The organism is Thermosynechococcus sp. GLH187 (genome assembly GCF_031583395.1).
Classification (GTDB): domain Bacteria; phylum Cyanobacteriota; class Cyanobacteriia; order Thermosynechococcales; family Thermosynechococcaceae; genus Thermosynechococcus.
In genome coordinates this window covers 422816-448576 of record NZ_CP134175.1, presented here as the reverse complement: position 1 = coordinate 448576, position 25761 = coordinate 422816, and the positions used below count along the sequence as shown (strand labels likewise).

Here is a 25761-nt window from a genome sequence, read left to right as displayed (position 1 = left end):
GCTATCACCGCATCATTATTATGAGTGTGGCCGGGGATGAACCCACCCTTGTTATGAATGCCTACGGCCATGTGGAATTGGTCAAAATTGGCGAGTTTATTGATCAGTGCATTGAGGGGCAACGGATTGTTGAGCACTATCAGGTGATGTCCTTTGATCCCAAGACGGGTCAGACTCGCTTTCAACCCCTGAAGGCAGTGATTCGCCATTCCCATGAAGAGCCAATGTATGCAATTCAAACCCGCTACCATCGCTCCATTAAGGTGACGGCCTCCCACAGTGTCTATGTTTATGAAGACGGTCAGATCAAGTTGAAAAAAGGAAATGAGATTCGAGTGGGCGATCGCCTTGTTGCCAGTCGCCGCTTACCGCGTCCCCCAATTGTTGAGCGCATTGATCTGCTGCACTTGTTTTACCAAGTGGGTCTCACGGAGGGGCTGTATCTCAAGGGGGAAGGTGTCAAAGCCCTGTGTGGCCAACAACTCCTAGCACGGGTTGAGTGCTCCTCGGAGGGGCAAGAACCGCGTGTTGCCTATGATCCCCAGCTGTGGGAACCCCTGCGGCAAGTGCGTCAAGTCCAAGGGCTAAGTCAAGAGGCCGTTGCTGCCCAAGTCGGGGTCAAACAGGCCATCATCATTTCCCAATGGGAACGGGGTCAAACCAGGCCGACCCTAAAACACTTCCTCAATTACCTCGAGGCCATTCAGTGGCATTACCCACTCCAATACCAAACGTTACTGTCGCGGCTTGAGAGGATTCAGCATCAAAGTGACGACAGCAAAAATGCCCCCTACCGCCAAATCAGCGGTTATCAGCCCCTCGATAGCTTTACCCTTGCGGAACTAGAGTGCCTCACTGGGGAGGTGCAACTCGTGCCCCATGCCCACCATGACAAAGCTTTTGGCCGATATTTAGAGGTCAATCGGGAGTTACTGTGGTTTTTAGGCTGGTATGTAGCCGAGGGAAGCCTGAGTCAACATCAAGTTAGCCTCAGCTTAGGGCGAAAAAACCAGCCCTTTATCCCTGAACTCTGCCGTACCATTGAAACCCTCTTTGGCGAGTCTCCTCGCTGCGATGCTGACCCTGAAAGTCAAGGACAAAAACTCTACTTCCACAGTGTCTTGGCAACCTGCTTACTCAAAGCCTTGGGGGTGGGGGGCAAAGCCCACGAGAAGTGCCTGCCCTCCTTGGTGTGGCGGGTGCCACTAGAGCTACAATTGGCCTTTTTGGAGGGGTATTTCCTCGGCGATGGGGCGATCGCCCGCAGCCACATCTCTATGACCACCACTTCTCCTACCCTCAAAGATGGCCTCCTCTACCTGTTTGGTCAGTTGGGCTGGGTAGCAAGCTGGACAACGCTAAAACCAGAAGCCGTTGCCAATTCACGGGTACCAACCCGCCATGAAGTGCATTGCCTCACCCTGAGCGGCAAGCCCCAACTGGAAGCGGCGCTGCCCATTTGGCAGCGTCATCCCCACAGTGAATCCCTGAAGCCCTATCTGGCTTTGCCCCACCACAAGCCACTGGCTTTTACCCCTATTAGTGAAGACTTAATGGCACTAGAGGTGACGCAAGTTGCGGAAATTCCACCCGTGGGTGAGTATGTCTATGACTTCTCAGTGGAGGGGGATGAAAACTTTATTTGTGGTGTCGGTGGGTTGTGTGCCCACAATACAGACGCTGATGTGGATGGTTCCCACATTCGCACCTTGTTGCTGACCTTTTTCTATCGCTATCAGCAGGAATTGATTAACCAAGGCTTTGTCTATATTGCCTGCCCACCCCTGTATAAGGTTGAACGGGGGCGACAGCACTTCTATTGCTATAGCGATCGCGAGCTGCAGCAGCAGATTGCCGCCTTCCCGGAAAATGCCAACTACACGATCCAGCGCTTTAAGGGTCTCGGGGAAATGATGCCGGAGCAGTTGTGGGAAACGACGATGAACCCAGAGACGCGCATTCTCAAACGGGTGGAAATTGAAGATGCTGCTGAGGCCGATCGCATTTTCACCATCCTCATGGGCGATCGCGTGGCACCTCGTCGCGAATTTATCGAGACCTATGGCCCCCAGTTGGCCCTAGAAAACCTCGATATCTAAAGCCAGCCCCCAGAGTAGATGTGCTATACTAGCTCTAGTTTGGCTGCGACGTTGGTGACTGCCAATATTGTTTTGTGATCTACAATTGCAAAACATTTGGGAATCAACACTGTGGGCGGCAGTAGACTGGCCATTGAGCCAGAAACTTCTAAGTCTACGGTTAGCATTCCCCCCTAGGCTTTACTAGGTCATAAACTGAGGTAAAACGGCGTCGCGGTTAGACTTTTCCTAACCATGAACCATCGCTACATTCTCCTGTACAAGCCCTATCGGGTGCTTTGTCAGTTTCAGGATCAAGAGGGGCGATCGACCCTCAAGAATTATGTTCCCATTCCCGATGTTTATCCCGCAGGGCGATTGGACTATGACAGCGAGGGGCTGGTTCTTCTCACCAACGATGGTTGGTTGCAGCACCGCTTGACGGATCCGCGCTATGGCCATCCGCGTACCTACTGGGTACAGGTAGAAGGTGAACCCAACCCCGCAGCTCTGACGCAGTTGGCCGAAGGCGTTGTCATCCAAGGCTGTCGCACGCGACCTGCGGTTGTCCAGGTACTGGCACAGGAACCCCCTTTACCACCTAGGGAACCACCCATTCGTTATCGTCGTTCTATTCCTACCCACTGGCTAAGTCTAACGTTGCGGGAAGGTCGCAATCGCCAAGTCCGCCGCATGACGGCTGCGGTAGGGTTACCCACGCTGCGCTTGGTACGCGTGGCGATCGCCAATCTGCAATTGAGTGGCCTTGCCCCCGGAGAATGGCGCGAGGTTCTGCCCCAAGAACGGCAAGCCCTTTGGCAAGCCTGTGGTCGGCGACCGCCTCGACTTGCTTAGCACTTAGCATTCCTTAATAACCGAGGGCGTCTATATTAAGATGAGGTAACACTTGTTATTTTTGACTGCACTGCATTCACGAGGTCGTCCCATGGGACAGCCGTTTCTCAGCAAAGTTGGTCGTCCATGGCTGATCGGGGGGGCGATCGCCATCGGATTAGGCAGCTTGGCATTCAGTTTGAACTATTGGCAGCAACGTCAACGGGTCAATGAAGAACAGACAATTCAGGCAGCCCTTGCTAATCCCATGAGCGATCGCATTACCGCCTTGGGTCGATTGGAACCCGAAGGGGAAGTTGTGGCCGTCAGTGCTCCCTCAATGACCGAACGGCTAGGGCAGTTGTTAGTGCGCGAGGGCGATCGCGTGGTGGCCGGTCAACCCCTTGCCTATTTAGATACCTATCCGGAGCGCAAAGCCGAACGCGATTTGGCGGTCAGTCAGTTGCAGGAAGCCCGCTTGCGCTATGAGGCCGAAACCCGCCTCGCCCTTGCTCAAATTGCCGAAGCCGAGCGGCGGCGCGATCGCGCCAATGAACCGGCCATTGCTGCCATTCAAGCCCAGCAGGCTACGATTCAACGCATTCAAGCGGAACTCGAGACCGCCAACCGCGAATATCAGCGTTTTGCCCAACTTTTTGCCAATGGGGCAGTGTCGCAACAGGATCTCGACGATCGCACGGTCCGCGTCCGGAGCTTACAGGAAGAATTACGCAACGCCCAAGCCAACCTTGTTCGCCTACAGGAGGAACGGCGTACGGAACTTGCCACCGCCACTGCTCAGATCGAAGCCGCCCAAGCCAATCTGGGACGGGTACAAACCCAAGTGCAGCTCCTCTCAGCGGAACGGAATCTGCAACTGGCGGAAGCCCGCCTTGAGCGCACCATTATTCGCGCCCCCCGCAATGGTCGGGTGCTGCGGATTCACACCAGAGCCGGCGAAACCATCAATGAACGCGGGATTCTCGAACTGGGCAACACCGATCAAATGTATGCCGTTGCTGAAGTCTATGAAACCGATGTTCCCCGTGTGCGGGTGGGTCAGCCCGCGGAAATTCGCAGTCGTGCCTTGAAGGCCCCCATTACCGGCCGCGTGGCGCAAGTGGGTTTGGTGGTGGCCAAGAATGACGTGACTGATACGGATCCAGCCGCAAAAACCGATGCGCGGGTTGTGGAAGTGAAAATTCGCCTTGACAACAGTGAGCCGGTGGCGGGTCTAACCAATATGCAAGTGGAAATTGCCATTGATCCGCGCTGAGGTTCAAGGATGATTTTTGCAATTCCCTTAGCTTGGCTACAACTGATTCGAGAGCGCATTCGGCTCTTGGTGGCGATCGCGGGCATTGCCTTTGCAGTGGTGCTGATGCTGATGCAGTTTGGCTTTCGCGATGCCCTCTTTAAGGCGGCAGTGCGCTTCCACGAGAGCTTAAACACCGATATTGTCCTCATTAGTCCCCAATCGACGGCGCTGATTGCCATGCGCAGCTTCCCGCGGCGGCGACTCTACCAAGCAGCGGGCTTTGAAGGGGTCGAGTCGGTTTCTCCCCTCTACCTGAGTTTTGGTCTCTGGCGCAATCCCATTAACAAAAGTACTCGCCAACTGATGGTGATTGGCGTCGATCCGCTGGCGGTGTCCATTTCCGTATCCGATACCCCCCACTGGCAAGATGCGATTAAGCTAGCGGACCATGTTCTTTTTGATGCCCAATCCCGCGCTGAGTTTGGCCCGATTCCTGAGCTATACCGCCAGGGGGAAGAGGTCACGACCGAAGTCTCTGGCCGCAAAATCACCGTGGCAGGCTTGTTTCGCATGGGAGCCAACTTTGGTGCCGATGGTAATTTGCTCACGAGTGATTTGAACTTTTTGCGCCTTTTCCCCGAACGTCATCCGGGGCTGATCGATGTGGGTTTAGTACGGGTGCAGCCGGGGGTGAATACGAAAGCATTGGCACGGCGGATGAATGCTTCCCTCGGCAATGATGTACTGGTGATGACCCGTGAGGAGTTTGCTGAGTTTGAGCGCAGTTATTGGGAAAAGAGTACCTCCATTGGCTTTATTTTCTCCCTTGGTGCCCTGATGGGATTTATCGTTGGCTCCGTGATTGTCTATCAAATTCTCTACACCGATGTCACGGATCACTTGGCGGAGTATGCCACCCTCAAGGCCATGGGCTACCGCGATATCTTCTTCTATGGCGTGGTCATGCAGGAGTCCTTGATTCTCTCCTGTATGGGCTATGTTCCAGGCTTTATCGTGTCATTTTTACTCTACATCCTGATTGCCAGAGCCACGTCACTGCCAGTGTGGATGACCGTAGAGCGCGCCAGTTTGGTCTTTACCCTCACGGTCTTAATGTGTACCCTTTCGGGAGCGATCGCCATGCGGCGGATCCAAGCGGCTGATCCTGCCGATATTTTCTAGGAGAGTGTTATGGAGCCAGTGATCCACATTCAAGGCCTCAATCACTACTTTGGTCAGGGGCAACTGCGCAAGCAAATTCTCTTTGATCTCTGCGCTCGCATTGAGGCGGGTGAAATTGTGATCATGACGGGGCCTTCGGGGTCAGGGAAAACCACACTGTTAACCCTGATCGGTGCCTTGCGATCGGCACAAGAGGGCAGTCTGCGGGTTCTGGGTCAGGAGCTACGCAATGCCACAAAAGAGCAGCAGATTCAAATTCGGCGGCAAACGGGCTACATCTTCCAAGGACACAATCTGCTCCATGCCTTGACGGCTCGCCAAAATGTGCAAATGGCGCTGGATTTGCAACCCCACCTCAGTCCACAGGAAGTTCGAGAGCGGGTGGAAGCCATGCTCTGTGCCGTTGGCCTTGGAGAGCGCCTTGACTACTATCCCCATGAACTTTCGGGGGGGCAAAAGCAACGGGTGGCGATTGCCCGCGCTCTCGTGGGACATCCCAAAATTGTCCTTGCCGATGAACCGACGGCTGCCCTCGATAAAAAATCCGGTCGCGATGTGGTGGAAATTATGCGTACCCTTGCCCGCGAACAGGGCTGCACCATTTTAATTGTGACCCACGATAACCGTATTCTTGATGTCGCCGATCGCATTATTCACATGGAAGATGGCCGCCTCTCAGAAACCACAATTGGCCTTTCCGCCTAGCCTAGAATAGAGGCAAGCAGTGCAGGGCAAATCCGCTGATCATGTTTGCAGCTCCGCAGGGGACAGTGCCAATGTTGGAGAGTGGCGATCGCCTCAGTCGCGAGGCCTTTGAGCGCCTATATGCCCAATGTCCCCATATTAAAAAAGCTGAACTCATTAACGGAGTCGTGTACGTGGCCTCCCCTGTGCGGGTGAATTCCCACAGCCGTCCCCACAGTCTCGTCATGGGCTGGTTGATGGCCTTTGAAGTGGCAACAGCCAACGTCATGGTGCTCGATAATGCCACCGTCCGCTTAGATGCCCAAACAGTGGTGCAACCCGATGCCCTGCTGCGCCTTGTCAATGGCACCTCCTGTATCAGCGAGGATGATTATCTTGAAGGGGCGCCTGAACTCATTGTCGAAATTGCCAGTAGCAGTGCCGCCTACGATCTCCACGACAAACTAGAGGTTTATTGTCGCTGTGGGGTTCAGGAATACTTGGTCTGGGTGGTACCGGAGCAGGATTTTCACTGGTATCTCAGGGAAGGAACAAGCTACCGCCGTCAAGCGCCCGATGACCACGGCATTTTTCGCAGTGGGCACTTCTCTGGATTGTGGCTACACTGGCCAGCCCTGAGAGACGGTCATTTAACGCTTGTTTTGGAAACCCTGCACACAGGATTGAAGTTGCAGCAAACCCCATAACTATTAGTGAACTGTCGCTTAACTGTAAGAACTCTGTGCTATGGTCATAGGTAGCGGCTTGCAAGCGCGGCAGTGGCACTTGTCAACTCTTCTCGTTTCCAACAGCTTCATCTTGCCAGAGGTCTCCGGCGGCAGTGTTTGCCGTAAGCGGAGTTTTTGGTGTGCTTGACAGGGCAACGCCTCTTCATTTAAGATGCAAGATCCGCGTTTTAGCGATACCCTCTAGAGGATATACATGGCTAGTAATCAGATTTACACGCCACCCGCTTTTACCTTGCCAGACCTTGTCGAGATTCAGCGGGCCAGCTTCCGATGGTTTCTGGAAGAAGGACTCATTGAAGAGCTAGAGAGTTTCTCCCCCATTACTGATTATACCGGCAAAATTGAGTTGCACTTTTTGGCCAAGGACTACCGACTCAAGGAGCCGAAGTATAGCGTCGATGAGGCCAAGCGGCGGGATGCTACCTACTCAATGCAAATGTATGTCCCGACTCGCCTCATTAACAAAGAAAACGGCAATATCATTGACCAAGATGTGTTCATCGGCGATCTGCCCCTGATGACCGATCGCGGCACGTTTATTATCAATGGTGCAGAGCGCGTCATTGTCAACCAGATTGTCCGCAGTCCTGGTGTTTACTACAAATCAGAAACCGACAAAAATGGTCGCCGTACCTACAATGCCAGCCTGATTCCTAACCGAGGGGCTTGGCTGAAGTTTGAAACCGACAAGAATGATTTGCTGTGGGTGCGCATTGACAAAACCCGCAAGCTTTCAGCCCATGTTCTCCTCAAGGCCTTGGGGTTAACCGATAGCGAAATTCTAGAGCGGCTGCGTCACCCCGAGTACTACCAAAAAACTGTTGAAAAAGAAGGCAAATTCTCCGAAGAAGACGCCCTCATTGAATTGTACAAAAAACTACGCCCAGGGGAGCCGCCCACGGTTTCAGGGGGACAACAGCTTCTGGAGTCGCGCTTCTTTGATCCCAAACGCTATGACCTTGGCCGGGTGGGTCGCTATAAGCTCAACCGCAAGTTGCAGCTGAATATTCCCGACTCGGTACGCATCCTCACCCCAGAAGATATTCTTGCGGCCATTGATTATCTAATTAACCTCGAGTTTGATCTGGGCACGATTGATGACATTGACCACTTGGGCAACCGCCGCGTCCGTTCTGTGGGTGAATTGCTGCAAAACCAAGTGCGCGTTGGCCTCAATCGCCTAGAGCGGATTATCCGCGAGCGGATGACGGTGTCTGACACGGATTCTTTGACGCCCACTTCGCTGGTGAATCCGAAGCCATTGGTGGCGGCCATTAAGGAATTCTTTGGCTCTAGCCAGCTTTCCCAATTCATGGATCAAACCAACCCCCTCGCGGAACTCACCCATAAACGGCGCTTGAGTGCCCTAGGCCCTGGGGGTCTCACCCGTGAACGGGCGGGCTTTGCGGTGCGGGATATTCACCCGAGTCACTATGGTCGCATTTGCCCCATTGAAACCCCTGAAGGCCCCAACGCTGGGTTGATTGGTTCCTTGGCGACCCATGCCCGCGTCAATGAATATGGCTTTATTGAGACGCCTTTCTATCCAGTGGAAAATGGTCGGGTGCTGAAGGATCGCCCCCCCATCTACATGACCGCTGACGAAGAGGATGATAAGCGGGTGGCGCCGGGAGACGTGCCCACCGATGAAAACGGCTACATCCTTGGGGATGTGGTGCCGGTACGCTATCGTCAAGATTTCACCACCACCACCCCCGATCAGGTGGACTACGTGGCAGTTTCGCCAGTACAGATTATCTCTGTGGCCACCTCGCTGATTCCCTTCCTAGAGCACGATGACGCCAACCGTGCCCTCATGGGATCCAACATGCAGCGGCAGGCAGTCCCCCTGTTGCGACCGCACCGTCCCTTAGTGGGTACAGGTCTAGAGGCTCAGGCAGCACGGGACTCTGGGATGGTGATTCTCAGCCAGACCAATGGTGTGGTCACCTATGTGGATGCCAATCAAATTCGCGTCAAAACCGATAACGGCCCTGAGATGACCTACACGCTGCAAAAGTACCAGCGCTCCAACCAAGATACTTGCTTGAATCAACGACCGATTGTCTTTGTCGGCGATCGCGTGCAGGCAGGACAAGTGATTGCTGATGGCTCCGCCACTGAGGGGGGCGAACTAGCCCTTGGCCAAAACATCCTTGTGGCCTATATGCCTTGGGAAGGCTACAACTACGAAGACGCCATCCTGATCAGCGAGCGGCTAGTTCAAGAGGATGTCTATACCTCCATCCACATTGAGAAGTACGAGATCGAGGCGCGGCAAACCAAACTTGGACCAGAGGAAATTACCCGCGAAGTGCCCAACGTGTCCGAGGATGCCTTGCGACAGTTAGATGAAAACGGCATTATCCGCATCGGTGCCTTTGTCGAGGCGGGCGATATTCTCGTTGGTAAAGTCACCCCCAAAGGGGAATCGGATCAGCCCCCCGAAGAAAAACTTCTGCGTGCCATCTTTGGTGAAAAGGCGCGGGATGTGCGGGATAACTCCCTGCGGGTGCCCAATGGTGAAAAAGGTCGCGTTGTCGATGTGCGCGTCTTTACCCGTGAGCAGGGAGATGAACTACCCCCCGGTGCCAATATGGTGGTGCGGGTCTATGTGGCCCAGAAGCGCAAAATTCAGGTAGGGGACAAAATGGCCGGCCGCCACGGCAATAAGGGGATTATTTCCCGCATTCTCCCGGTGGAGGATATGCCCTTCCTGCCCGATGGTCGCCCCGTGGATATTGTCCTCAATCCCTTGGGGGTGCCTTCACGGATGAATGTGGGGCAAGTCTATGAGTGTTTGCTGGGCTGGGCTGGGGAGTGCCTTGGTCGTCGGTTCAAAATTACTCCCTTTGATGAAATGCACGGCAAGGAAAAATCCCGCGAAACCGTCCATGCCAAGCTACAAGAGGCCAAAGAAGTCACGGGTCAAGATTGGGTCTTTAATCCTGAGGATCCGGGCAAAATGGTCGTCTATGATGGCCGCACCGGTGAACCCTTTGACCGGCCAGTGACGGTGGGGATGGCCTATATGCTGAAGCTCGTGCACTTGGTGGACGATAAGATCCACGCCCGCTCCACAGGGCCTTACTCTTTGGTTACTCAACAGCCCCTCGGTGGTAAAGCCCAGCAAGGGGGTCAGCGCTTTGGCGAAATGGAGGTGTGGGCATTGGAGGCCTATGGTGCTGCCTATATTCTCCAAGAGTTGCTGACGGTCAAGTCCGATGATATGCAAGGACGCAATGAAGCCCTCAATGCCATTGTTAAAGGGCAATCCATTCCCCGACCGGGTACGCCAGAGTCCTTCAAGGTGCTGATGCGGGAGCTGCAATCCCTGTGCTTGGATATTTCCGTGCGCAAGGCCAGTATTCCCAGCTTTGATGACGATGGCGAAATGAAACCTGACCCCGAGGTGGATTTGATGGTGGATGTCAGCCCTCGCCGTACCCCGGCACGACCCACAATTGACTACAGTGCCCTCGACGACACGGACGACAAAGAAGGGGCAACGACATTCTAAACACTTAGAACTGAGTCAGCTTGTTTGGGGGCGATCGCCCCCTTGATCCATTCACCGCCAAAGGATTTGTGAGTTTATGCCCAGAATCGAGCAACGCTTTGATTATGTAAAAGTGTCTCTCGCGTCACCGGAGCGCATCATCCAATGGGGGCAGCGCACGCTCCCCAACGGTCAAGTGGTGGGCGAGGTGACTAAACCAGAAACCATTAACTATCGCACCCTCAAGCCGGAGATGGACGGCCTCTTCTGCGAGCGGATTTTTGGTCCTGCTAAGGATTGGGAGTGCCACTGCGGTAAATACAAGCGGGTGCGCCATCGTGGCATTGTCTGCGAACGTTGTGGCGTTGAAGTCACCGAATCGCGGGTGCGCCGCCATCGCATGGGCTACATTAAGTTGGCTGCCCCAGTGACCCATGTCTGGTATCTGAAGGGGATTCCCAGCTACATGGCGATCCTGCTGGATATGCCCCTGCGGGATGTAGAGCAAATTGTCTATTTCAACTCCTATGTAGTGCTAGATCCGGGCAATCACCCCGGTCTCAGCTACAAGCAGCTCCTAAGCGAAGATCAGTGGCAGGAAATTGAAGAAGAGATCTACAGCGAAGACTCGGAGCTAGAGGGTATTGAGGTGGGTATTGGGGCTGAAGCCATTCAACGCCTGCTTCAGGCTTTAGATCTGCAAGGGGAGGCCGACCAACTGCGGCAGGAAATCCTCAACTCCAAGGGGCAAAAACGCGCCAAGCTGATCAAACGGCTGCGGGTCATTGACAACTTCATTGCCACTGGAGCAAAGCCGGAGTGGATGGTTTTGACGGTCATTCCCGTGATTCCACCGGATCTGCGGCCAATGGTGCAGTTAGATGGCGGGCGTTTTGCCACCTCTGACCTTAATGACCTGTACCGCCGCGTCATTAACCGCAACAACCGCCTTGCCCGCCTGCAAGAGATTCTCGCCCCCGAGATTATTGTGCGGAATGAGAAGCGCATGCTTCAAGAGGCGGTGGATGCCCTGATTGATAATGGTCGTCGCGGTCGTACGGTAGTGGGCGCCAATAACCGTCCCCTGAAGTCCCTTTCCGACATTATTGAGGGGAAACAGGGTCGCTTCCGCCAAAACCTGCTGGGGAAACGGGTGGACTACTCCGGTCGTTCGGTGATTGTGGTGGGGCCAAAACTGCAAATGCACCAGTGCGGCCTGCCTCGGGAAATGGCCATTGAACTCTTCCAGCCCTTTGTGATTCACCGCTTGATTCGCCAACAAATTGTCAACAACATTAAGGCAGCAAAGCGGATGATCCAGCGCAATGACCCCCAAATTTGGGATGTGCTGGAGGAGGTGATTGAGGGTCACCCCGTGCTGCTCAACCGGGCGCCGACCCTCCACCGTTTGGGGATTCAGGCCTTTGAGCCGATTCTGGTGGAAGGGCGTGCCATTCAACTGCACCCCTTGGTGTGTCCTGCCTTCAACGCGGACTTTGACGGTGACCAAATGGCGGTGCACGTGCCCCTCTCGATTGAGGCTCAAGCGGAGGCGCGGATGCTGATGCTAGCCTCAAATAATATTCTGTCGCCGGCCACGGGCAAGCCGATTATTACTCCCAGCCAAGACATGGTTTTGGGTTGCTATTACTTGACGGCAGAAAATCCGAAGCTGCCAGATTATAGCGATCGCTACTATGCCAACTTCCAAGACGTGGTCATGGCCTACGAACAGGGACACTTGCCGCTCCATGCCTTTGTCTGGGTGCGCTACGACGGTGAGGTGGACGATGGTGATACCAGTGAACCTCAGATTACGACCTATGAAGATGGTTCCCGTTTACTGGAGTATTCCCTGCGGCGGGTCAAGGAGGATGCTAACGGTCAACTGATTTCCCAATACATCCGCACCACCCCCGGTCGCATCATCTACAACCAAACGATTCAAGAAGCCCTAGCCAGTTAATTTGGGAGACCCCAACACCATGACTGAGAAAAAGCCTGTTTTCTTTAACCGCATCATTGACAAAAAAGGCTTGCGGAACCTAATTGCTTGGTCGTTTAGTAACTTTGGCACCGCCCGCACAGCGGAAATGGCCGACAAAGTCAAAGACCTTGGCTTTCGCTATGCCACCCGCGCCGGTGTCTCCATCAGTGTTGATGACCTGCTCGTGCCCCCGAAAAAACAGGAACTCCTCGAAGCTGCTGAAAAGGAAATTAAAACCGCTCAAGAGCGCTACTCGCGGGGTGAAATTACGGAGGTGGAACGCTTCCAGAAGGTGATTGACACTTGGAACACCACCAACGAAGAACTGAAAAACGAGGTGGTGCGGCACTTCCGTAATACTGATGTCCTCAACTCCGTGTATATGATGGCCTTCTCGGGGGCACGGGGGAACCTCTCGCAGGTGCGCCAGTTGGTGGGAATGCGGGGGTTAATGGCCAATCCCCAAGGGGAAATCATTGACCTGCCGATTAAAACCAACTTCCGCGAAGGGCTGACGGTGACGGAGTACATTATCTCCTCCTACGGTGCGCGTAAAGGACTGGTGGATACAGCACTGCGGACGGCGGACTCCGGTTACCTGACCCGGCGCTTGGTGGATGTCTCTCAAGATGTGATTATCCGCGAAGAGGATTGTGAAACGGAGCGGGGCATTACGCTGCGCAGTATGACGGTGGGGGATAAGGTACTGGCGCTAGAGGATCGGCTTTTGGGTCGAGTGGTGCTCAATGATGTCTGCCATCCGGAAACGGGCGAAGTGCTGGTGGCCAAAAATCAAGCCATCTCTGCTGATCTAGCGAAGAAAATTGTTGATGCGGGTATCGAAGAAGTAGTGGTGCGATCGCCCCTCACCTGCGAGGCCACTGGCTCTGTGTGTCGTCTCTGCTACGGCTGGAGCCTTGCCCATGCCCAACTGGTGGATATGGGGGAAGCCGTAGGGATTATTGCGGCTCAATCCATTGGTGAACCCGGTACGCAGTTGACCATGCGCACATTCCACACCGGTGGGGTGTTTACGGGGGAAGTGGCTCGCCAAGAACGCGCTCCCTTTGCTGGCACGGTGGAGTACGGCAAGAAATTACGGGTACGTCCCTACCGCACTCGTCACGGGGATGATGCCTTTATTGTCGAAACCGCTGGCAAGCTTGTGATCAAAGGTGGTCAGCAAAGCCAAGAATTTGACCTCTCCCAAGGGTCAATTGTGCTAGTGGCAGAGGGTGAAACCGTTGAAGCGGGTCAATTGTTGGCGGAAGTGGCGCAGGCCTCCCGCAGTGTCCGCAAGTCCACGGAGAAAGTGACCAAGGATGTGGCCTCGGATTTGGCGGGTCAAGTGAAGTTCGTCAACCTCGAAGCAGAGGAGAAGCGCGATCGCCAAGGCACCACAACGCGCATTGCCCCCAAAGGTGGCTTGATTTGGGTACTGTCTGGGGAAGTCTATAACCTGCCCCCCGGTGCGGAGCCAGTGGTGAAAAATGGCGATCGCATTGAAGCCGGAGCCGTGCTGGCAGAAACCACGGTGAAAACCGAGCATGGCGGTGTCGTGCGTCTCCCTGAGCAACAGGACAGCAAAGGCGGTCGCGAGGTGGAAATTATTACTGCCTCGGTGATGCTCGATAAAGCCAAGGTGCTCAAAGAAACCCAGCAGGGACGCGAGCATTACATTATTGAAACCGCCACTGGTCAGCGCTTCTCCTTGAAAGCTGCCCCCGGTACGAAAGTCGCCAATGGTCAAGTGGTGGCCGAACTCATTGACGATCGCTACCACACCACGACTGGCGGTATCCTCAAATATGCCGACATTGAAGTGGCCAAAAAAGGCAAAGCCAAGCAGGGCTACGAAGTCCTCAAGGGGGGGACGCTCCTGTGGATTCCCGAAGAAACCCATGAGGTCAATAAAGACATCTCGCTGCTCATGGTCGAGGACAACCAATACGTCGAAGCAGGGACGGAGGTTGTCAAGGACATCTTCTGTCAAAACAGCGGTGTCGTCGAAGTCATCCAGAAAAACGACATCCTGCGGGAAATTATTATCAAGCCCGGCGAACTGCACCTTGTGGATGATCCGGAAGCCGCGCGGCTGAAGCATGGTGTGTTGGCGCGTCCGGGTGAAGAGGTACTCCCCGGCCTTGTGGTCGAAACCCTCTCGCAAGTGGATTATCTGGAGGACACTCCCGAAGGACCAGCGATTCTGCTGCGCCCCGTTCAAGAATTTAGCGTGCCTGATGAGCCATCGGTACCCAGCCAAGACTCCAGTGATAGCTCAGGACAGTCCATTCGCCTGCGGGCTGTGCAGCGGTTGCCCTACAAACACGATGAGCGAGTTAAGTCCGTTGATGGCGTTGATCTGCTGCGGACACAGTTAGTCCTTGAAATTGGCAGCGAAGCCCCCCAACTGGCTGCTGACATTGAAATTGTGACGGATGAGGTGGATCCAGAAGCCCAGCGCCTCCAACTGGTGATTCTGGAATCCTTGGTGATTCGCCGTGACATTGCTGCCGATCAAACCCAAGGCAGTACGTTTACTTCCCTCTTGGTCAAGGATGGCGATCACATTGGCCCCGGTGCCGTGATTGCCCGCACGGACATCAAAGCCAAGCAGGCAGGTGAAGTGCAGGGGATCTTGCGCAGTGGGGAATCGGTTCGCCGTATTCTGGTCGTTACTGAGAGCGATCGCCTGCGGATCGAGACCAACGGGGCTAAACCCACGGTCAAAGTTGGCGATCTCGTGCGTCCCGGCGATGAACTGGCCAAGGGGGTGACTGCCCCAGAAACAGCAGCGGTCATGGCGGTGGCCGATGAGCACGTGATCCTGCGCTTAGCTCGTCCCTACCTTGTCTCGCCGGGGGCAGTGCTGCAAATTGAGGACGGTGACCTTGTGCAGCGCGGGGATAACCTCGCCCTGTTGGTGTTTGAGCGGGCGAAAACGGGGGACATTATTCAGGGGTTACCTCGGATTGAAGAACTCCTTGAAGCGCGCCATCCTAAGGAAAAATGCGTGCTGGCTGTGCGCCCCGGCACCTGTCAAGTCACCTACAACAGTGATGACAGCGTAGATATCAAAGTCATTGAAGAGGATGGCACGATTCAGGAATACCCTGTCCTGCCGGGTCAAAACCCCTTGGTGGTGGATGGTCAAAAGGTCAATCTCGCTGACCCCCTCACCGATGGCCCTGTGGATCCCCACGACATCCTCTCCATTTACTTTGAGTACTACAAACCCCAAGGGTTGCTCAAAGCCGCCCAAATTAGCCTTGAGAAGGTGCAATCCTTCTTGGTCAATGAGGTGCAGTCGGTGTATCTCACCCAAGGGATTGAGATTGCCGATAAACACATTGAGGTGGTCGTCCGCCAGATGACCTCGAAAGTACGGATTGATGATGCCGGCGATACAATCGTTCTCTCTGGGGAACTCATGAGTCTGCGCCAAGCGGAGCAAGCCAACGAACCCATGGCACTCACCGGTGGTGCACCTGCCCAATATACCCCTGTCCTCTTGGGGATTACCAAGGCTTCGCTGAATACCGATAGCTTTATTTCAGCCGCCAGTTTCCAAGAGACAACACGGGTACTCACGGAAGCAGCCATTGAAGGCAAGTCCGATTGGCTGCGGGGACTCAAGGAAAACGTCATCATTGGCCGTCTCATCCCAGCGGGCACCGGCTTCAACAGCTACGAGGAAAGTAGCAACGGCGACGAAGAGTGGGAAGAGGGTGAAGATCGCTTGGGTCAAACCCACGTTATCAGCCCTGAACCCGAACCCCCCTCAATGACGGTCAATGTGACTGCTGACCTCGGTGAGGATGTCCTCATTGACGATGAAACGGCGCCCCACGTGATTGAAAAGATCACTGGACGGACTCGCGATTTTGAATTCGCCAGTAGTGATGCTGACGATGAAGAGGACGAACTCCTAGACGAGGACGATGACTATGGGGAGGAAGAGGAGGATGACGCCTTTTAACTAAAACTCCCTTGACTAAAGAAGGCTACGGTAAAGGTGAGCACCTAATCTAGGAGCAAGCGATGGGTGCACTTGCCGTAGCTTTTTTTGGTCTCAGGTCGCAGATCATGCCCAACACCGCCGAACGTTTTGGCAGGGATGCGAGAAACCTGTGCCATACCCTAAAATTGGCAGTAGAGGGGTCAAAGTAAAAATCACGATTTCATGCCTGTTCCAGCGTATTCCAGCCTGAGGGCTGATCAGTTTCGTCATCCCCGCGATCGCGAGGCCACCCAAGCCCTCCAACAACTGCCGGGGTTAGATCTTCTCGTGCGATCGCTCCTAGGTTCGGTGGCGGAGCAGGCCTTTTATCTTGAAAATATTGGCAGCAGTCTGCGCCTAAGTGAACAGCAACTTCCAGACATTTACGGGCTTCATATCGAGGCTTGCCGTATTTTAGGCCTAGAGCCACCCCAACTGTATCTGAAACAGCATCCTGTCCCCAATGCCTATACCTTTGCCATGCGGGGCAAGCAGCCCTTTGTGGTACTGCACTCCTCCCTTGTGGAATTGCTGACACCCAAGGAATTGCAGGCGGTACTGGCGCACGAGTTGGGACATCTCAAGTGCGAGCATGGCGTGTATCTGACGATCGCCAACCTGCTGCTGTTTGCCACCAGTCAACTCTCCCCTTGGGGCTTGCTCTTGGCGCAAGGACTGCAAACCCAATTGATGCATTGGTTGCGCTGTGCTGAACTCACCTGCGATCGCGCGGCCTTGTTGGTGACCCAAGACCCGCGGGTTGTGGCCTCGGTGCTGATGAAACTCTGTGGTGGCTCGCCCCAGTGGAGCGATCGCCTGAATCTCGATGCCTTCATTGCCCAAGCACGTGACTATGAGGCCGCTGATCGGGGTTGGTACAACCTTTTCAAGGAATTGCAGGCCAGTCAACTGACTCACCCACTACCGGTGCTGCGGGCACGGGAAATTCTAGATTGGGCGGAAACGCAGCAGTACGATCGCCTCGTCAAGCAATTACATCCCGCTCGTCAATAACGATGGCCAAACCGATTCCCTATCAACCCCTTCTGCTGCGCCTTGCCCATGGGGCGATCGCGATTTTGGCACTCCTCGCTTTTCATTCCAGAGGAGCGGCGGATCGGGAACTGGTGGCGTGGCGGTAGGCTCAAGCCTTCCAATCAAGTGTTGTTGAGCCTAGAAATTGTTATTTTGCTGGGGATTGTGATTGCTTTTGTTTTGCCCGCTATCATAACTGCTCGATAATGCCCCGCAGGCGATCGTAGTCATCCTTGAGGAGTCGGTTCAGGTATTGGGCTGCCTGCACCAGCCACTGGCGATCGCGCTGGCGGAGTTGATACAAGGAACGCAGCGTTGCCGCCACCAAGGCATCCCCAGGACCATACCGCAGGGTCAACAGTGTTCGCAAAAAGGTCAATGTACCACTGAAGGCAATCACTTCCTCAACAGGACAGCCATAGACCTGCTGGTGCATTTGGGGTGGGCGGGGGGGCAAATGGTGATAAAAGCGTTCCTGTTCCTGAAAGCCAGTGATGGCGATCGTGATCTCAGTTTTCAACATGGCAAAAATATGGGGCTGCTCTTGCCGTAGTTGCTCTAGGGATAGCCCCAAGGCGGTGGCACGGTGAATGGTGTCAATGGGAGCCGTTACTACATAAGCAACAACGCCATAAATGACGCGATCGCCTTCAGGAATCCGCACCCAACTACCCAAGGCGGGCACCACGGGAAAGTCGAGGCTAGCGGGTTCGTGGCACTGGGCAATGCAGTGATCCGTTGCTGTCTGGATAATTTCCGCAAAGGGCTGGGGGGGAGGCGATCGCCGCGCCATCGTTTACTTTTTCGCTTTCGCTTTTCCTTTGGGCGTGGTCACCACTGGCTCTAGCTCACTGAGCTGAAACGTAACCAATTTATCCCAGTTCCCGCCTTCAAAGAGCACTGCCACTTTGCCATCTGTAACCCGCTGTACAATCCCCTGAAATTGGTAGTAGGTATCGTTGGGATTGGTGACCTTCACGGTCATACCGGGGAGAATTGTCATTGCTAAGTCGCTGGCCATTGTCTCATCCCAAAGAGGTCATGTGCCTTTATTATCCCCTGACCTTGGCCGCTTCCAACTGGAGTTAGACTTGCAACAAGATTCAGTCTCCGCAATGGGTTGGATGATCTTTTCTTCAACGGAGAGGGAGGGATTCGAACCCTCGGATAGGAGTTACCTGCCTATCAACAGATTAGCAATCTGCCGCTTTCGACCACTCAGCCACCTCTCCTTTTTGAGGGTTCCTTATTGTAGATCAGTTTTCTCCCCCTTTTCAATCCTCGTGGTCTGCGGCTGTTGCTCTAGGGGGCGATCGCAATCGAGAATCCATGCTAGAGTTTTGCAGAATGGGTGTGTTGTGGGAGTGAAGCACATGGCTGGATGCTGGCAAGCTTTAGCGGTGCTTAGGCGAATTCCTCTAGGGGCTGAGTTGAGTAGGTTGTGCGTCTAAGTCCTCATGATGAATGCTCTTGCCTTGAATCCCAAGACAATGCTGATGGCCGGACTCCTCGCGATCGCCCCCGTGACGCTGTCTAGCTCGGTTCAAGCTACACCCACCACGACTCCAGTGGCACAGGCATCTTCCCAAACGCCAGCCTCGGATGTCCTTACGCCCCTCAACCCCAATCCCAATAAACTGGCGCTTCCTGAAACGGTCAACATTGATCTCAAGCAACCCCTCACCCTCGAGCAAGCGATTGAGGTGGCGATTCGCAATAACATTGGCCTCCAGATTAGTGAGCTACAACTACAACGGGCACGGGCACAACTGCGACAGGTGCAAGCACAGCTTTATCCCACCCTTGCGTTTCAAGCCAGCATTGGCCAAAATACCTCCCCCGGTGGCCAGCCTGCCTACCTGCCCCTCAACTTTCAGCAGCAACTCTCCTTGCAACAGCAGCAACAGCAACAGGCGCAGCAACAGCTTCTCACGCAGCAACTGGCCGCCAGCAGTATTTTGAATACTCAGGTGCAACGACTACAACAGCGATTTCAAGGCCCCCAACTCACGGCGTTTTCGGATCAGCAAAACCTTGAGCTGCAACAGCAACTGCAACAACTGCAAAATAGTGCCAGTCAGGCGGCTACCCCCTCCAACTTCACTCCCATTACCCTTGCACCAGTAAATCAACTCAACTTTACGAACTTTTTCACCAATCTTTTTGGGGCGACGAGTGGGGCAACATCGAATGCAGTCCTAGTGATGAACTATACGTTGTTTGCGGGGGGCGGGCGATCGGCGGCCATTGCAGCAGCTCGCAACCAAGTGCGCTTCAGTGAACTGGAGGTACAGCGTCAACGCCAGCAACTGATCCTTGAGGTAACCAATGACTATTACTTGGCACAACAGGCAAAGGTACAGGTGCAAATTGCTGAAGCGGCGGTAACCAACGCCCAAGTGACTCTGCGGGATGCTAAAGCCTTTGAGCAAGCCGGGATTGGCACTCTATTGGATGTGTTAACTGCCGAGGTGAACCTTGCCAATGCCCAACAAAACTTGAGCCAAGCGCGCCATTTGGAAATCACCACTCGGCGACAGTTGGCGCAGCGATTGAATGTGAATCAGACGGCGGATGTGGCGATCGCTGACCGCGTTGAACCCGCTGAAGAATGGTCACTTTCCCTTGAGGATAGTATTCTCCTTGCTTATCAGAACCGTGTTGAGCTAGAGCAGCGGCTGCTACAGCGCACGATTGCCCTGAACAATCGTCAGGTAGTATTGGCGGCTACCCGTCCCCAACTGAGTCTCTTTGCCAGTGGCAATCTGCTGGACAAGATCACCGATGATCTGGCACCTCGTTTTGGCTATGGGGTAGGACTGCAAATGCAATTAGCCCTCTTTGATGGCGGCAATGCCCGCGCCAGTGCGGCTCGCCAAGAAGCCCTTGCAGCAACCGCTGAGGAACAATATGCCAATCAGAAAAACATCATCCGCCTAGAGGTGGAAACAGCCTACACCAATCTCAGAGCCAATGAGAAAAACATTGCTACAGCACGGACAGCGGTTACCCAAGCCACTGAAGGGCTGCGCCTCGCTCGGCTGCGTTTTCAAGCGGGGGTAGGAACGCAACAAGAAGTCACTAATGCCGAAACGAATTTGACCCAAGCCCAAGGGAACCTTCTTGCTGCCATTTTGAACTATAATCGCTCCCTAGCCGCATTAAAGCGGGCTGTGGGCTATCCAGAACAAACACGTTTAGGCACAAGGCAATAAAGGATGGGCGATCGCAAGCGGGCATTAATTACGGGTATCACGGGTCAAGATGGATCTTATCTGAGTGAGCTACTCCTTGAGAAGGGCTATGAAGTTCACGGCATTATTCGCCGCACCTCCACCTTTAACACCGATCGCATTGACCACATTTACGTTGACCCCCACCAAGAGGGCGCTGCCCTGCGCCTGCACTATGGCGATCTCACCGATGGCGGTACCCTACGGCGGATTTTAGAACTGAGCCAGCCCGATGAAATTTACAATTTGGGAGCGCAATCCCATGTGCGGGTGAGCTTTGATGCGCCGCAATACACCGTCGAAACGGTGGCCATGGGGACGCTGCGACTCCTAGAGGCGATTCGCGAGTATCAAGAGCGCACGGGCAAACAGGTGAAGTTTTACCAAGCGGGTTCCTCGGAGATGTTTGGCCTTGTGCAGGAAGTGCCGCAGCGGGAAACGACCCCCTTTTATCCCCGCAGTCCCTATGCCTGTGCCAAGGTCTATGCCCACTGGCAAACGGTGAATTATCGCGAGGCCTATAATCTTTTTGCCTGTAATGGGATTCTCTTTAACCACGAGTGTGTGACTGGCACCACACCAGTGATTCTGCGGCGGCGGGGACTGATGGATATTCTGCCCATTGCCGATGTTGTTCCCCATCGCACGGATCCGAAGCATGGTAAGCGCTACACAACCGACTTGGCACCCGAGGATCGCTTTGAGGTCTGGGATGCCCAAGGCTGGACCAGTGTGACCTGCATGACGGCCACTTGGAATGGCGGCGATAAAACCGTTCATCGGATCATGGCAGGGGCGGCTCTCTACGAAACAACTGCTGATCATCAAGTTTTTGTCCTCGATAGGGAAACGCCCTGTGCGAAGGAGACACAGCAGGTTCAGGTGGGCGATCGCCTTGCCCTCATTGATCTGCCCCCCCCTACAGAGCAAGTGGATGTCAGCCCCAGCGAAGCTTGGCTCCTCGGGATTCTAGTTGCAGAGGGGCATCTTACCCCTGACGGTAAAGTGAAAGTCGCTAGCCAAAACCCAGAATTATTGGCGCGGGTCAGTGCCACATGGCGAAAAGTTGCCGCAGGATATACCAGTGAGTACACTGCTGCGAGCAGCTTCCCAAACGCTCAGCCTGTGACCCAACTGCATCTCAATGGCAATTGCGACTATGGCCGCTACCTCTACCCCCAAATCTATACCCGTGAGGGTCACAAGCGGATTCCCCAACGCATTCTCAACGCTGATCATGCGGCTCGCTTGGCGTTTCTTGAGGGCTTTAACGCTGGGGATGGTTTGCGCACTACCCCTTGTACCTATGAATTTCAGGGCTTTTGCACGGCTTCACCCGTATTGGCGGCAGGCCTCTATTGGTTGGTGAGCACCACCTTGGAGCAGCGTATTACCCTTGGCCTCGAAGAACGGGGCGATCGCACCTACTACAAGCTGAATTTGAACAGTCCCCAGACCACCCAATCGGGACAGCATCTCTGTAAACCCAAGGACGAAGTCATTAAAGCCCACGCGATCGCCCATGAAGGATGGGTATTCGATTTGGCAACCACCTCTGGCACCTTTCATGCCGGTATTGGCCAAGGCTGGATCCATAACTCCCCGCGGCGCGGTGAAACATTCGTGACCCGCAAAATTACCCGTGCCGTTGCCCGCATTGTGGCTGGCCAGCAAAACAAGCTGTATTTGGGGAACCTAGAAGCGAAGCGAGATTGGGGCTACGCCAAGGACTATGTGCGTGCCATGTGGCTGATGCTGCAACAGGAGCAACCCGATGACTATGTGGTGGCCACAGGCGAAACCCACTCCGTGCGGGAATTTTTAGAACTCGCCTTTGGTCATGTCGGTCTCAACTGGCAGGACTATGTGGAATTTGACCCCCGTTATTTGCGTCCCACAGAGGTGGATTTACTCTTGGGGGATCCAACCAAAGCCAAAACCGTTTTGGGCTGGCAGCCCTCGGTTACCTTTCCGGAACTGGTGGCGTTGATGGTGGAAGCGGATCTCCATGCGGTGGGGATTCAAGGAACAACCCCCAAAACCACCTCCGACACCGTGCTGGATCTCATTGCCCAGCGGCAGTTTATCAGTAAGGCAGACTAGTGATGGATCTCAGTAAAAAAAGGATTCTTGTCACCGGTGGGGCGGGATTTTTGGGACGCCAAGTGGTGGCGCAGTTGCAAAACGCCGGGGCAGTGCCTGAGCAAATCACAGTGGTGCGATCGCGCGACTACGACCTACGCCAACTCTCTGCTTGCCAAGCCGTCGTTCAAAACCAAGATATTATCATTCACCTTGCTGCCCATGTGGGGGGAATTGGCCTCAATCAAGTCAAGCCCGCTGAACTTTTTTATGACAACCTGATGATGGGGGCACAACTCATTGATTGTGCCTATCGCGCGGGAGTCGAGAAATTCGTCTGTGTGGGGACGATTTGCGCCTATCCCAAATTTACCCCTGTTCCCTTCAAAGAAAGCGATCTTTGGAACGGCTACCCCGAAGAAACCAATGCCCCCTACGGCATTGCTAAAAAAGCCCTTCTCGTGCAATTGCAAGCCTATCGGCAGCAGTATGGCTTTAATGGTATCTATCTCTTGCCCGTGAATCTTTATGGGCCGGGGGATAACTTTGACCCCCTGAGTTCCCATGTGATTCCTGCTTTAATTCGCAAAGTTTACATTGCTCAGCAACAGGGGGAGAGGGTGATTCCCGTGTGGGGGGATGGCAGCCCTAGCCGCGAATTTCTCTATGTTGAAGATGCTGCCCGTGGGATTGTCATGGCCACCCAAGCCTACGATCATCCTGATCCGATTAACCTCGGTACGGGTGAAGAAATCACCATTAAGAATTTAGTTGAACTCATCTGCGACCTGATGGACTTTCAAGGCCAGATTGAATGGCAAACCGATAAGCCCAATGGTCAACCCCGCCGCTGCCTAGATACCACTAAGGCAAAAGAGGCCTTTGGGTTTCGTGCCCAAATTCCCCTCAAAGAAGGCTTAGAACGTACAATTGCTTGGTACCGTCAGCACGCTACGTCCCTATGAGACACTGGATCCAGCTTATTCAGGAGATTGCCCAAGACATCTTCCAAGAATTAGGCAGTGGTTTCAGCGAAGCCATCTATCAAAAAGCTTTTGAGGTTGCCCTGCGGGAACGGCAAATTGAGTACGAAGAACAACGCAAGGTACCGATTTTCTTTCACGGTTATTTTGTGGGGGAGGCCATTCCCGATCTCATTGTGCGTGACCATGGCCAAGCGGTTGTAGTCGTTGAACTCAAGGCTGTTCAGAACATTGGCGATAAGGAAGTCAAGCAAGTCAAGAAGTATATGGAAACCCTCAAAATTCCTGTAGGGGTTGTCGTCAACTTTTCCACTTCTACAGCAGGGGATCGGCCGCAAATTATTGAAGTGAACCTATAGCTATTCCAATAAAGCATGAGATATCATCCAGCACAATACTTGCGCATCACCTCATCAATCGAACTGTTTGACCCTGCATACATCCGCGCTCGCTTCAACACACTGAGGTCGTGCTCAATCACATTCAAATCAGGAGAGTATTTCGGTAAAAACAACACCTCGTGACCCGCCGCTTTCACCACTGCCTGAATCGCCCCTTTCGGATGAATCGGTGCATTATCCATCATCAACAGGGAACGTTTCTCTAACGCTGGCAAACAGTATTGACTCAGCCAGCTCACAAACCCTAACGCATTCAAATATCCTGAAAACAGCATCGGCGCGATGAAGTCTTTCTGGTGTCTATACCGTCCTGCGACTCAACTCTCTCTTTTCTGACGCTTCCCCGCTCGCTCTCCATCAATTCGTTGGCCTCGCGCTGCGATCCTGTTGCAACTAGACGAAAAATTGACTCTGCCCGACGAATAGCTGTTCTGGTTCAAAAAGCCACCTACGAATGGCCTGCCAAATATGGCAAAGCTCTCTTAGAGAAATTTAACCGCCTCAAAAATGAATTTCTCAAGCGACGGGAAGAGAGACTATTACCTTACTTTCCTAACGAACCCAACCCAAATGCTATCCCAACAAATTTCCTCTGGGCGCGAACGATTACGTGTCCCTACTGTGGGGGGGTGATTCCGCTTTCGCCCAACTGGAAGCTGGCACCCGAGGAAGCACTGGCGATCGCCCGCGGGCATGAATTCCGACATGGCCGCCACCTCGCCTACGGCTACGGTTGATCTCGATCCCGTCCCTGATTTGGACTTGAGCCTACCGCCCCAGTCTGAACCCGCCTATACCTTGGCCGACTTGCGATCGCTGCTTGAGCAACCCCACCTACTGCCGCCGGGCGTCACCGTCAAAATTGGCCTTGGTAGCAAAGATGTGGCCTACCTTGCCCCCGGCCTACCCCAAGCGGTGCGGGTCACCACTGATCCTGAGTACTACGATCAGCACTGCGATAGCGTTGAACTTTGGTCGCCGGGCAGTCCCCTCTTTCCGCCACCGGCGATGATTCCCGAACCAACCCCTTCCAAGGACATTACTCGTGGTGAATTTCTAGCGTTGCTTGGCGATCGCCAAAAATCGCCGTGCCAATGCGCACCATGGTTGCCCCGGCCTGTACCGCAAGGGGATAGTCCTGCGTCATACCCATGGAATACTCCTGCCACTGCAGCTGCTGCCACGGTTTTGTACGCAGTTCCTCGCCCCAAGCCCGCAATTCCTGAAAGACTTGCAATTGTTCTGCGGGAGGCAACCCCAAGGGCAGAATCGTCATTAGGCCACAGCAGCGCAGATGGGAGAGGGCATCGAGTTGGGGCAGGGCTGCTTCCAGTTCGGATCTTTCCCAGCCGTGTTTTTGGGGATCGGGGCGCAGCTTCACCTGCAATAGACAGTGGGGACTGGGAGTGTCGGTTTCCCTAAGAATGGCATTGATGCGCTCGGCTAATTTCCAGCGGTCAACGGTGTGGATCCAGTCAAAGAGTTGCAGCGCCTGCCGCACTTTATTGGTTTGCAGGTGGCCAATGAGATGCCAAGTAATATCCGTGAGGTCAGCCAATTCAGCGCGTTTGCTGGCTGCTTCCTGGACGCGACTTTCGCCAAAATCCCGAATGCCAGCTTCGTAGGCAGCCCGAATCGCGGCCGCTGGCATAAACTTACTCACGGCAATCAGGCGGACATGGGGGGGAAGTGTTGATTTGAGGTGGGTGGCGCGATCGCGAATTTCAGCAACGGATAACACAGGCAATTTGCGGGC

The 25761-nt window shown here is 54.2% G+C and carries 17 protein-coding genes, 1 tRNA gene, 1 other RNA gene and 3 pseudogenes; 17 read left to right on the top strand and 5 right to left on the bottom strand.

The genetic code is table 11. From position 1 onward, the window contains the following. Positions 1 to 20 precede the first annotated feature (20 nt). The 12 genes from RHI63_RS13045 to RHI63_RS02005 all read left to right on the top strand — a co-directional run bounded on the left by RHI63_RS13045 (position 21) and on the right by RHI63_RS02005 (position 17413). The gene (locus RHI63_RS13045; RefSeq protein ID WP_315863479.1) at positions 21 to 2099 is read left to right on the top strand and encodes an LAGLIDADG family homing endonuclease; all 2079 of its coding nucleotides are present in this window, start codon (positions 21 to 23) and stop codon (positions 2097 to 2099) included. 37 nt (positions 2100 to 2136) lie between these two features. Further along, positions 2137 to 2323: non-coding RNA, 6S RNA (gene ssrS, locus RHI63_RS02055), on the top strand. Positions 2324 to 2333: 10 nt separating this feature from the next. Continuing rightward, the gene (locus tag RHI63_RS02050) at positions 2334 to 2933 is read left to right on the top strand and encodes a pseudouridine synthase (protein ID WP_206200861.1); all 600 of its coding nucleotides are present in this window, start codon (positions 2334 to 2336) and stop codon (positions 2931 to 2933) included. A 91-nt stretch (positions 2934 to 3024) separates the two neighbouring features. Next, on the top strand, positions 3025 to 4188 hold the full coding sequence (locus tag RHI63_RS02045) for an ABC exporter membrane fusion protein (protein ID WP_206200860.1): 1164 nt from the start codon (positions 3025 to 3027) through the stop codon (positions 4186 to 4188). A gap of 9 nt (positions 4189 to 4197) precedes the next feature. After that, entirely contained in the window at positions 4198 to 5352 is a 1155-nt protein-coding gene (gene devC / locus RHI63_RS02040; protein WP_302677180.1) for an ABC transporter permease DevC, read from the top strand. A gap of 9 nt (positions 5353 to 5361) precedes the next feature. Further along, positions 5362 to 6057, top strand: a complete 696-nt coding sequence (locus RHI63_RS02035) for a DevA family ABC transporter ATP-binding protein (RefSeq protein ID WP_206200858.1) — start codon at positions 5362 to 5364, stop codon at positions 6055 to 6057. 41 nt (positions 6058 to 6098) lie between these two features. Continuing rightward, a complete protein-coding gene (locus RHI63_RS02030) occupies positions 6099 to 6743 on the top strand; it encodes a Uma2 family endonuclease (RefSeq protein WP_310744743.1) in 645 nt (214 codons plus the stop codon). Positions 6744 to 6978: 235 nt separating this feature from the next. Continuing rightward, complete coding sequence (rpoB, locus tag RHI63_RS02025; RefSeq protein WP_206200856.1) at positions 6979 to 10305, top strand: DNA-directed RNA polymerase subunit beta; 3327 nt, start codon at positions 6979 to 6981, stop codon at positions 10303 to 10305. A 76-nt stretch (positions 10306 to 10381) separates the two neighbouring features. Continuing rightward, positions 10382 to 12250, top strand: coding sequence for a DNA-directed RNA polymerase subunit gamma (locus RHI63_RS02020; RefSeq protein WP_302678714.1), 1869 nt, complete (start codon positions 10382 to 10384; stop codon positions 12248 to 12250). A 19-nt stretch (positions 12251 to 12269) separates the two neighbouring features. After that, complete coding sequence (locus tag RHI63_RS02015) at positions 12270 to 16250, top strand: DNA-directed RNA polymerase subunit beta'' (RefSeq protein ID WP_206200854.1); 3981 nt, start codon at positions 12270 to 12272, stop codon at positions 16248 to 16250. Between the two features lie 204 nt (positions 16251 to 16454). Further along, positions 16455 to 17285: a M48 family metallopeptidase gene (locus tag RHI63_RS02010; RefSeq protein ID WP_302678712.1), complete on the top strand. Its 831-nt coding sequence runs from the start codon at positions 16455 to 16457 to the stop codon at positions 17283 to 17285. A gap of 2 nt (positions 17286 to 17287) precedes the next feature. Then, on the top strand, positions 17288 to 17413 hold the full coding sequence (locus RHI63_RS02005; RefSeq protein WP_302677173.1) for a hypothetical protein: 126 nt from the start codon (positions 17288 to 17290) through the stop codon (positions 17411 to 17413). A gap of 83 nt (positions 17414 to 17496) precedes the next feature. On the opposite strand, the gene RHI63_RS02000 is transcribed toward RHI63_RS02005, so the two are convergent. The 3 genes from RHI63_RS02000 to RHI63_RS01990 form a co-directional block, all read right to left on the bottom strand. Continuing rightward, entirely contained in the window at positions 17497 to 18099 is a 603-nt protein-coding gene (locus RHI63_RS02000; protein WP_206200851.1) for an HAS-barrel domain-containing protein, read from the bottom strand. A gap of 3 nt (positions 18100 to 18102) precedes the next feature. Next, positions 18103 to 18327, bottom strand: a complete 225-nt coding sequence (locus tag RHI63_RS01995; protein ID WP_225901621.1) for an NAD(P)H dehydrogenase subunit NdhS — start codon at positions 18325 to 18327, stop codon at positions 18103 to 18105. 119 nt (positions 18328 to 18446) lie between these two features. Beyond that, positions 18447 to 18538, bottom strand: a tRNA-Ser gene (locus RHI63_RS01990). Positions 18539 to 18763: 225 nt separating this feature from the next. Between RHI63_RS01990 and RHI63_RS01985 the strand changes: the two genes are divergently transcribed. From RHI63_RS01985 to RHI63_RS01965, 5 genes and pseudogenes are all read left to right on the top strand, one after another. Continuing rightward, the gene (locus RHI63_RS01985; protein ID WP_310821765.1) at positions 18764 to 20521 is read left to right on the top strand and encodes a TolC family protein; all 1758 of its coding nucleotides are present in this window, start codon (positions 18764 to 18766) and stop codon (positions 20519 to 20521) included. Positions 20522 to 20524: 3 nt separating this feature from the next. Next, positions 20525 to 21100 (top strand): annotated as a pseudogene (locus RHI63_RS01980) (GDP-mannose 4,6-dehydratase); the annotation flags it as partial. A 1032-nt stretch (positions 21101 to 22132) separates the two neighbouring features. Beyond that, positions 22133 to 22642, top strand: a pseudogene (locus RHI63_RS13150) (GDP-mannose 4,6-dehydratase); the annotation flags it as partial. 2 nt (positions 22643 to 22644) lie between these two features. Continuing rightward, a complete protein-coding gene (locus tag RHI63_RS01970; RefSeq protein WP_149820529.1) occupies positions 22645 to 23586 on the top strand; it encodes a GDP-L-fucose synthase in 942 nt (313 codons plus the stop codon). After that, positions 23583 to 23963, top strand: a complete 381-nt coding sequence (locus RHI63_RS01965; protein WP_302678709.1) for a GxxExxY protein — start codon at positions 23583 to 23585, stop codon at positions 23961 to 23963. The genes RHI63_RS01970 and RHI63_RS01965 overlap by 4 nt, the downstream gene beginning before the upstream one ends. A gap of 23 nt (positions 23964 to 23986) precedes the next feature. On the opposite strand, the pseudogene RHI63_RS01960 reads toward RHI63_RS01965, so the two are convergent. Both RHI63_RS01960 and RHI63_RS01955 read right to left on the bottom strand, forming a co-directional pair. After that, positions 23987 to 24379, bottom strand: a pseudogene (locus tag RHI63_RS01960) (transposase); the annotation flags it as partial. Between the two features lie 665 nt (positions 24380 to 25044). Then, positions 25045 to 25746 (bottom strand): YggS family pyridoxal phosphate-dependent enzyme, encoded by a 702-nt coding sequence (locus RHI63_RS01955; RefSeq protein WP_310744740.1) that lies wholly within the window; start codon positions 25744 to 25746, stop codon positions 25045 to 25047. Positions 25747 to 25761 lie beyond the last annotated feature (15 nt).

Coding starts and splice junctions, on each gene's coding strand:
- RHI63_RS01970 (WP_149820529.1), top strand. CDS start 22,645: ATGGATCTCAGTAAAAAAAGGATTCTTGTCACCGGTGGGGCGGGATTT.
- RHI63_RS02000 (WP_206200851.1), bottom strand. CDS start 18,099: ATGGCGCGGCGATCGCCTCCCCCCCAGCCCTTTGCGGAAATTATCCAG.
- RHI63_RS02050 (WP_206200861.1), top strand. CDS start 2,334: ATGAACCATCGCTACATTCTCCTGTACAAGCCCTATCGGGTGCTTTGT.
- RHI63_RS02015 (WP_206200854.1), top strand. CDS start 12,270: ATGACTGAGAAAAAGCCTGTTTTCTTTAACCGCATCATTGACAAAAAA.
- devC (WP_302677180.1), top strand. CDS start 4,198: ATGATTTTTGCAATTCCCTTAGCTTGGCTACAACTGATTCGAGAGCGC.
- RHI63_RS02010 (WP_302678712.1), top strand. CDS start 16,455: ATGCCTGTTCCAGCGTATTCCAGCCTGAGGGCTGATCAGTTTCGTCAT.
- RHI63_RS02005 (WP_302677173.1), top strand. CDS start 17,288: ATGGCCAAACCGATTCCCTATCAACCCCTTCTGCTGCGCCTTGCCCAT.
- RHI63_RS02035 (WP_206200858.1), top strand. CDS start 5,362: ATGGAGCCAGTGATCCACATTCAAGGCCTCAATCACTACTTTGGTCAG.
- RHI63_RS01965 (WP_302678709.1), top strand. CDS start 23,583: ATGAGACACTGGATCCAGCTTATTCAGGAGATTGCCCAAGACATCTTC.
- RHI63_RS13045 (WP_315863479.1), top strand. CDS start 21: ATGAGTGTGGCCGGGGATGAACCCACCCTTGTTATGAATGCCTACGGC.
- RHI63_RS01985 (WP_310821765.1), top strand. CDS start 18,764: ATGATGAATGCTCTTGCCTTGAATCCCAAGACAATGCTGATGGCCGGA.
- RHI63_RS02045 (WP_206200860.1), top strand. CDS start 3,025: ATGGGACAGCCGTTTCTCAGCAAAGTTGGTCGTCCATGGCTGATCGGG.
- RHI63_RS02030 (WP_310744743.1), top strand. CDS start 6,099: ATGTTTGCAGCTCCGCAGGGGACAGTGCCAATGTTGGAGAGTGGCGAT.
- rpoB (WP_206200856.1), top strand. CDS start 6,979: ATGGCTAGTAATCAGATTTACACGCCACCCGCTTTTACCTTGCCAGAC.
- RHI63_RS02020 (WP_302678714.1), top strand. CDS start 10,382: ATGCCCAGAATCGAGCAACGCTTTGATTATGTAAAAGTGTCTCTCGCG.
- RHI63_RS01995 (WP_225901621.1), bottom strand. CDS start 18,327: ATGGCCAGCGACTTAGCAATGACAATTCTCCCCGGTATGACCGTGAAG.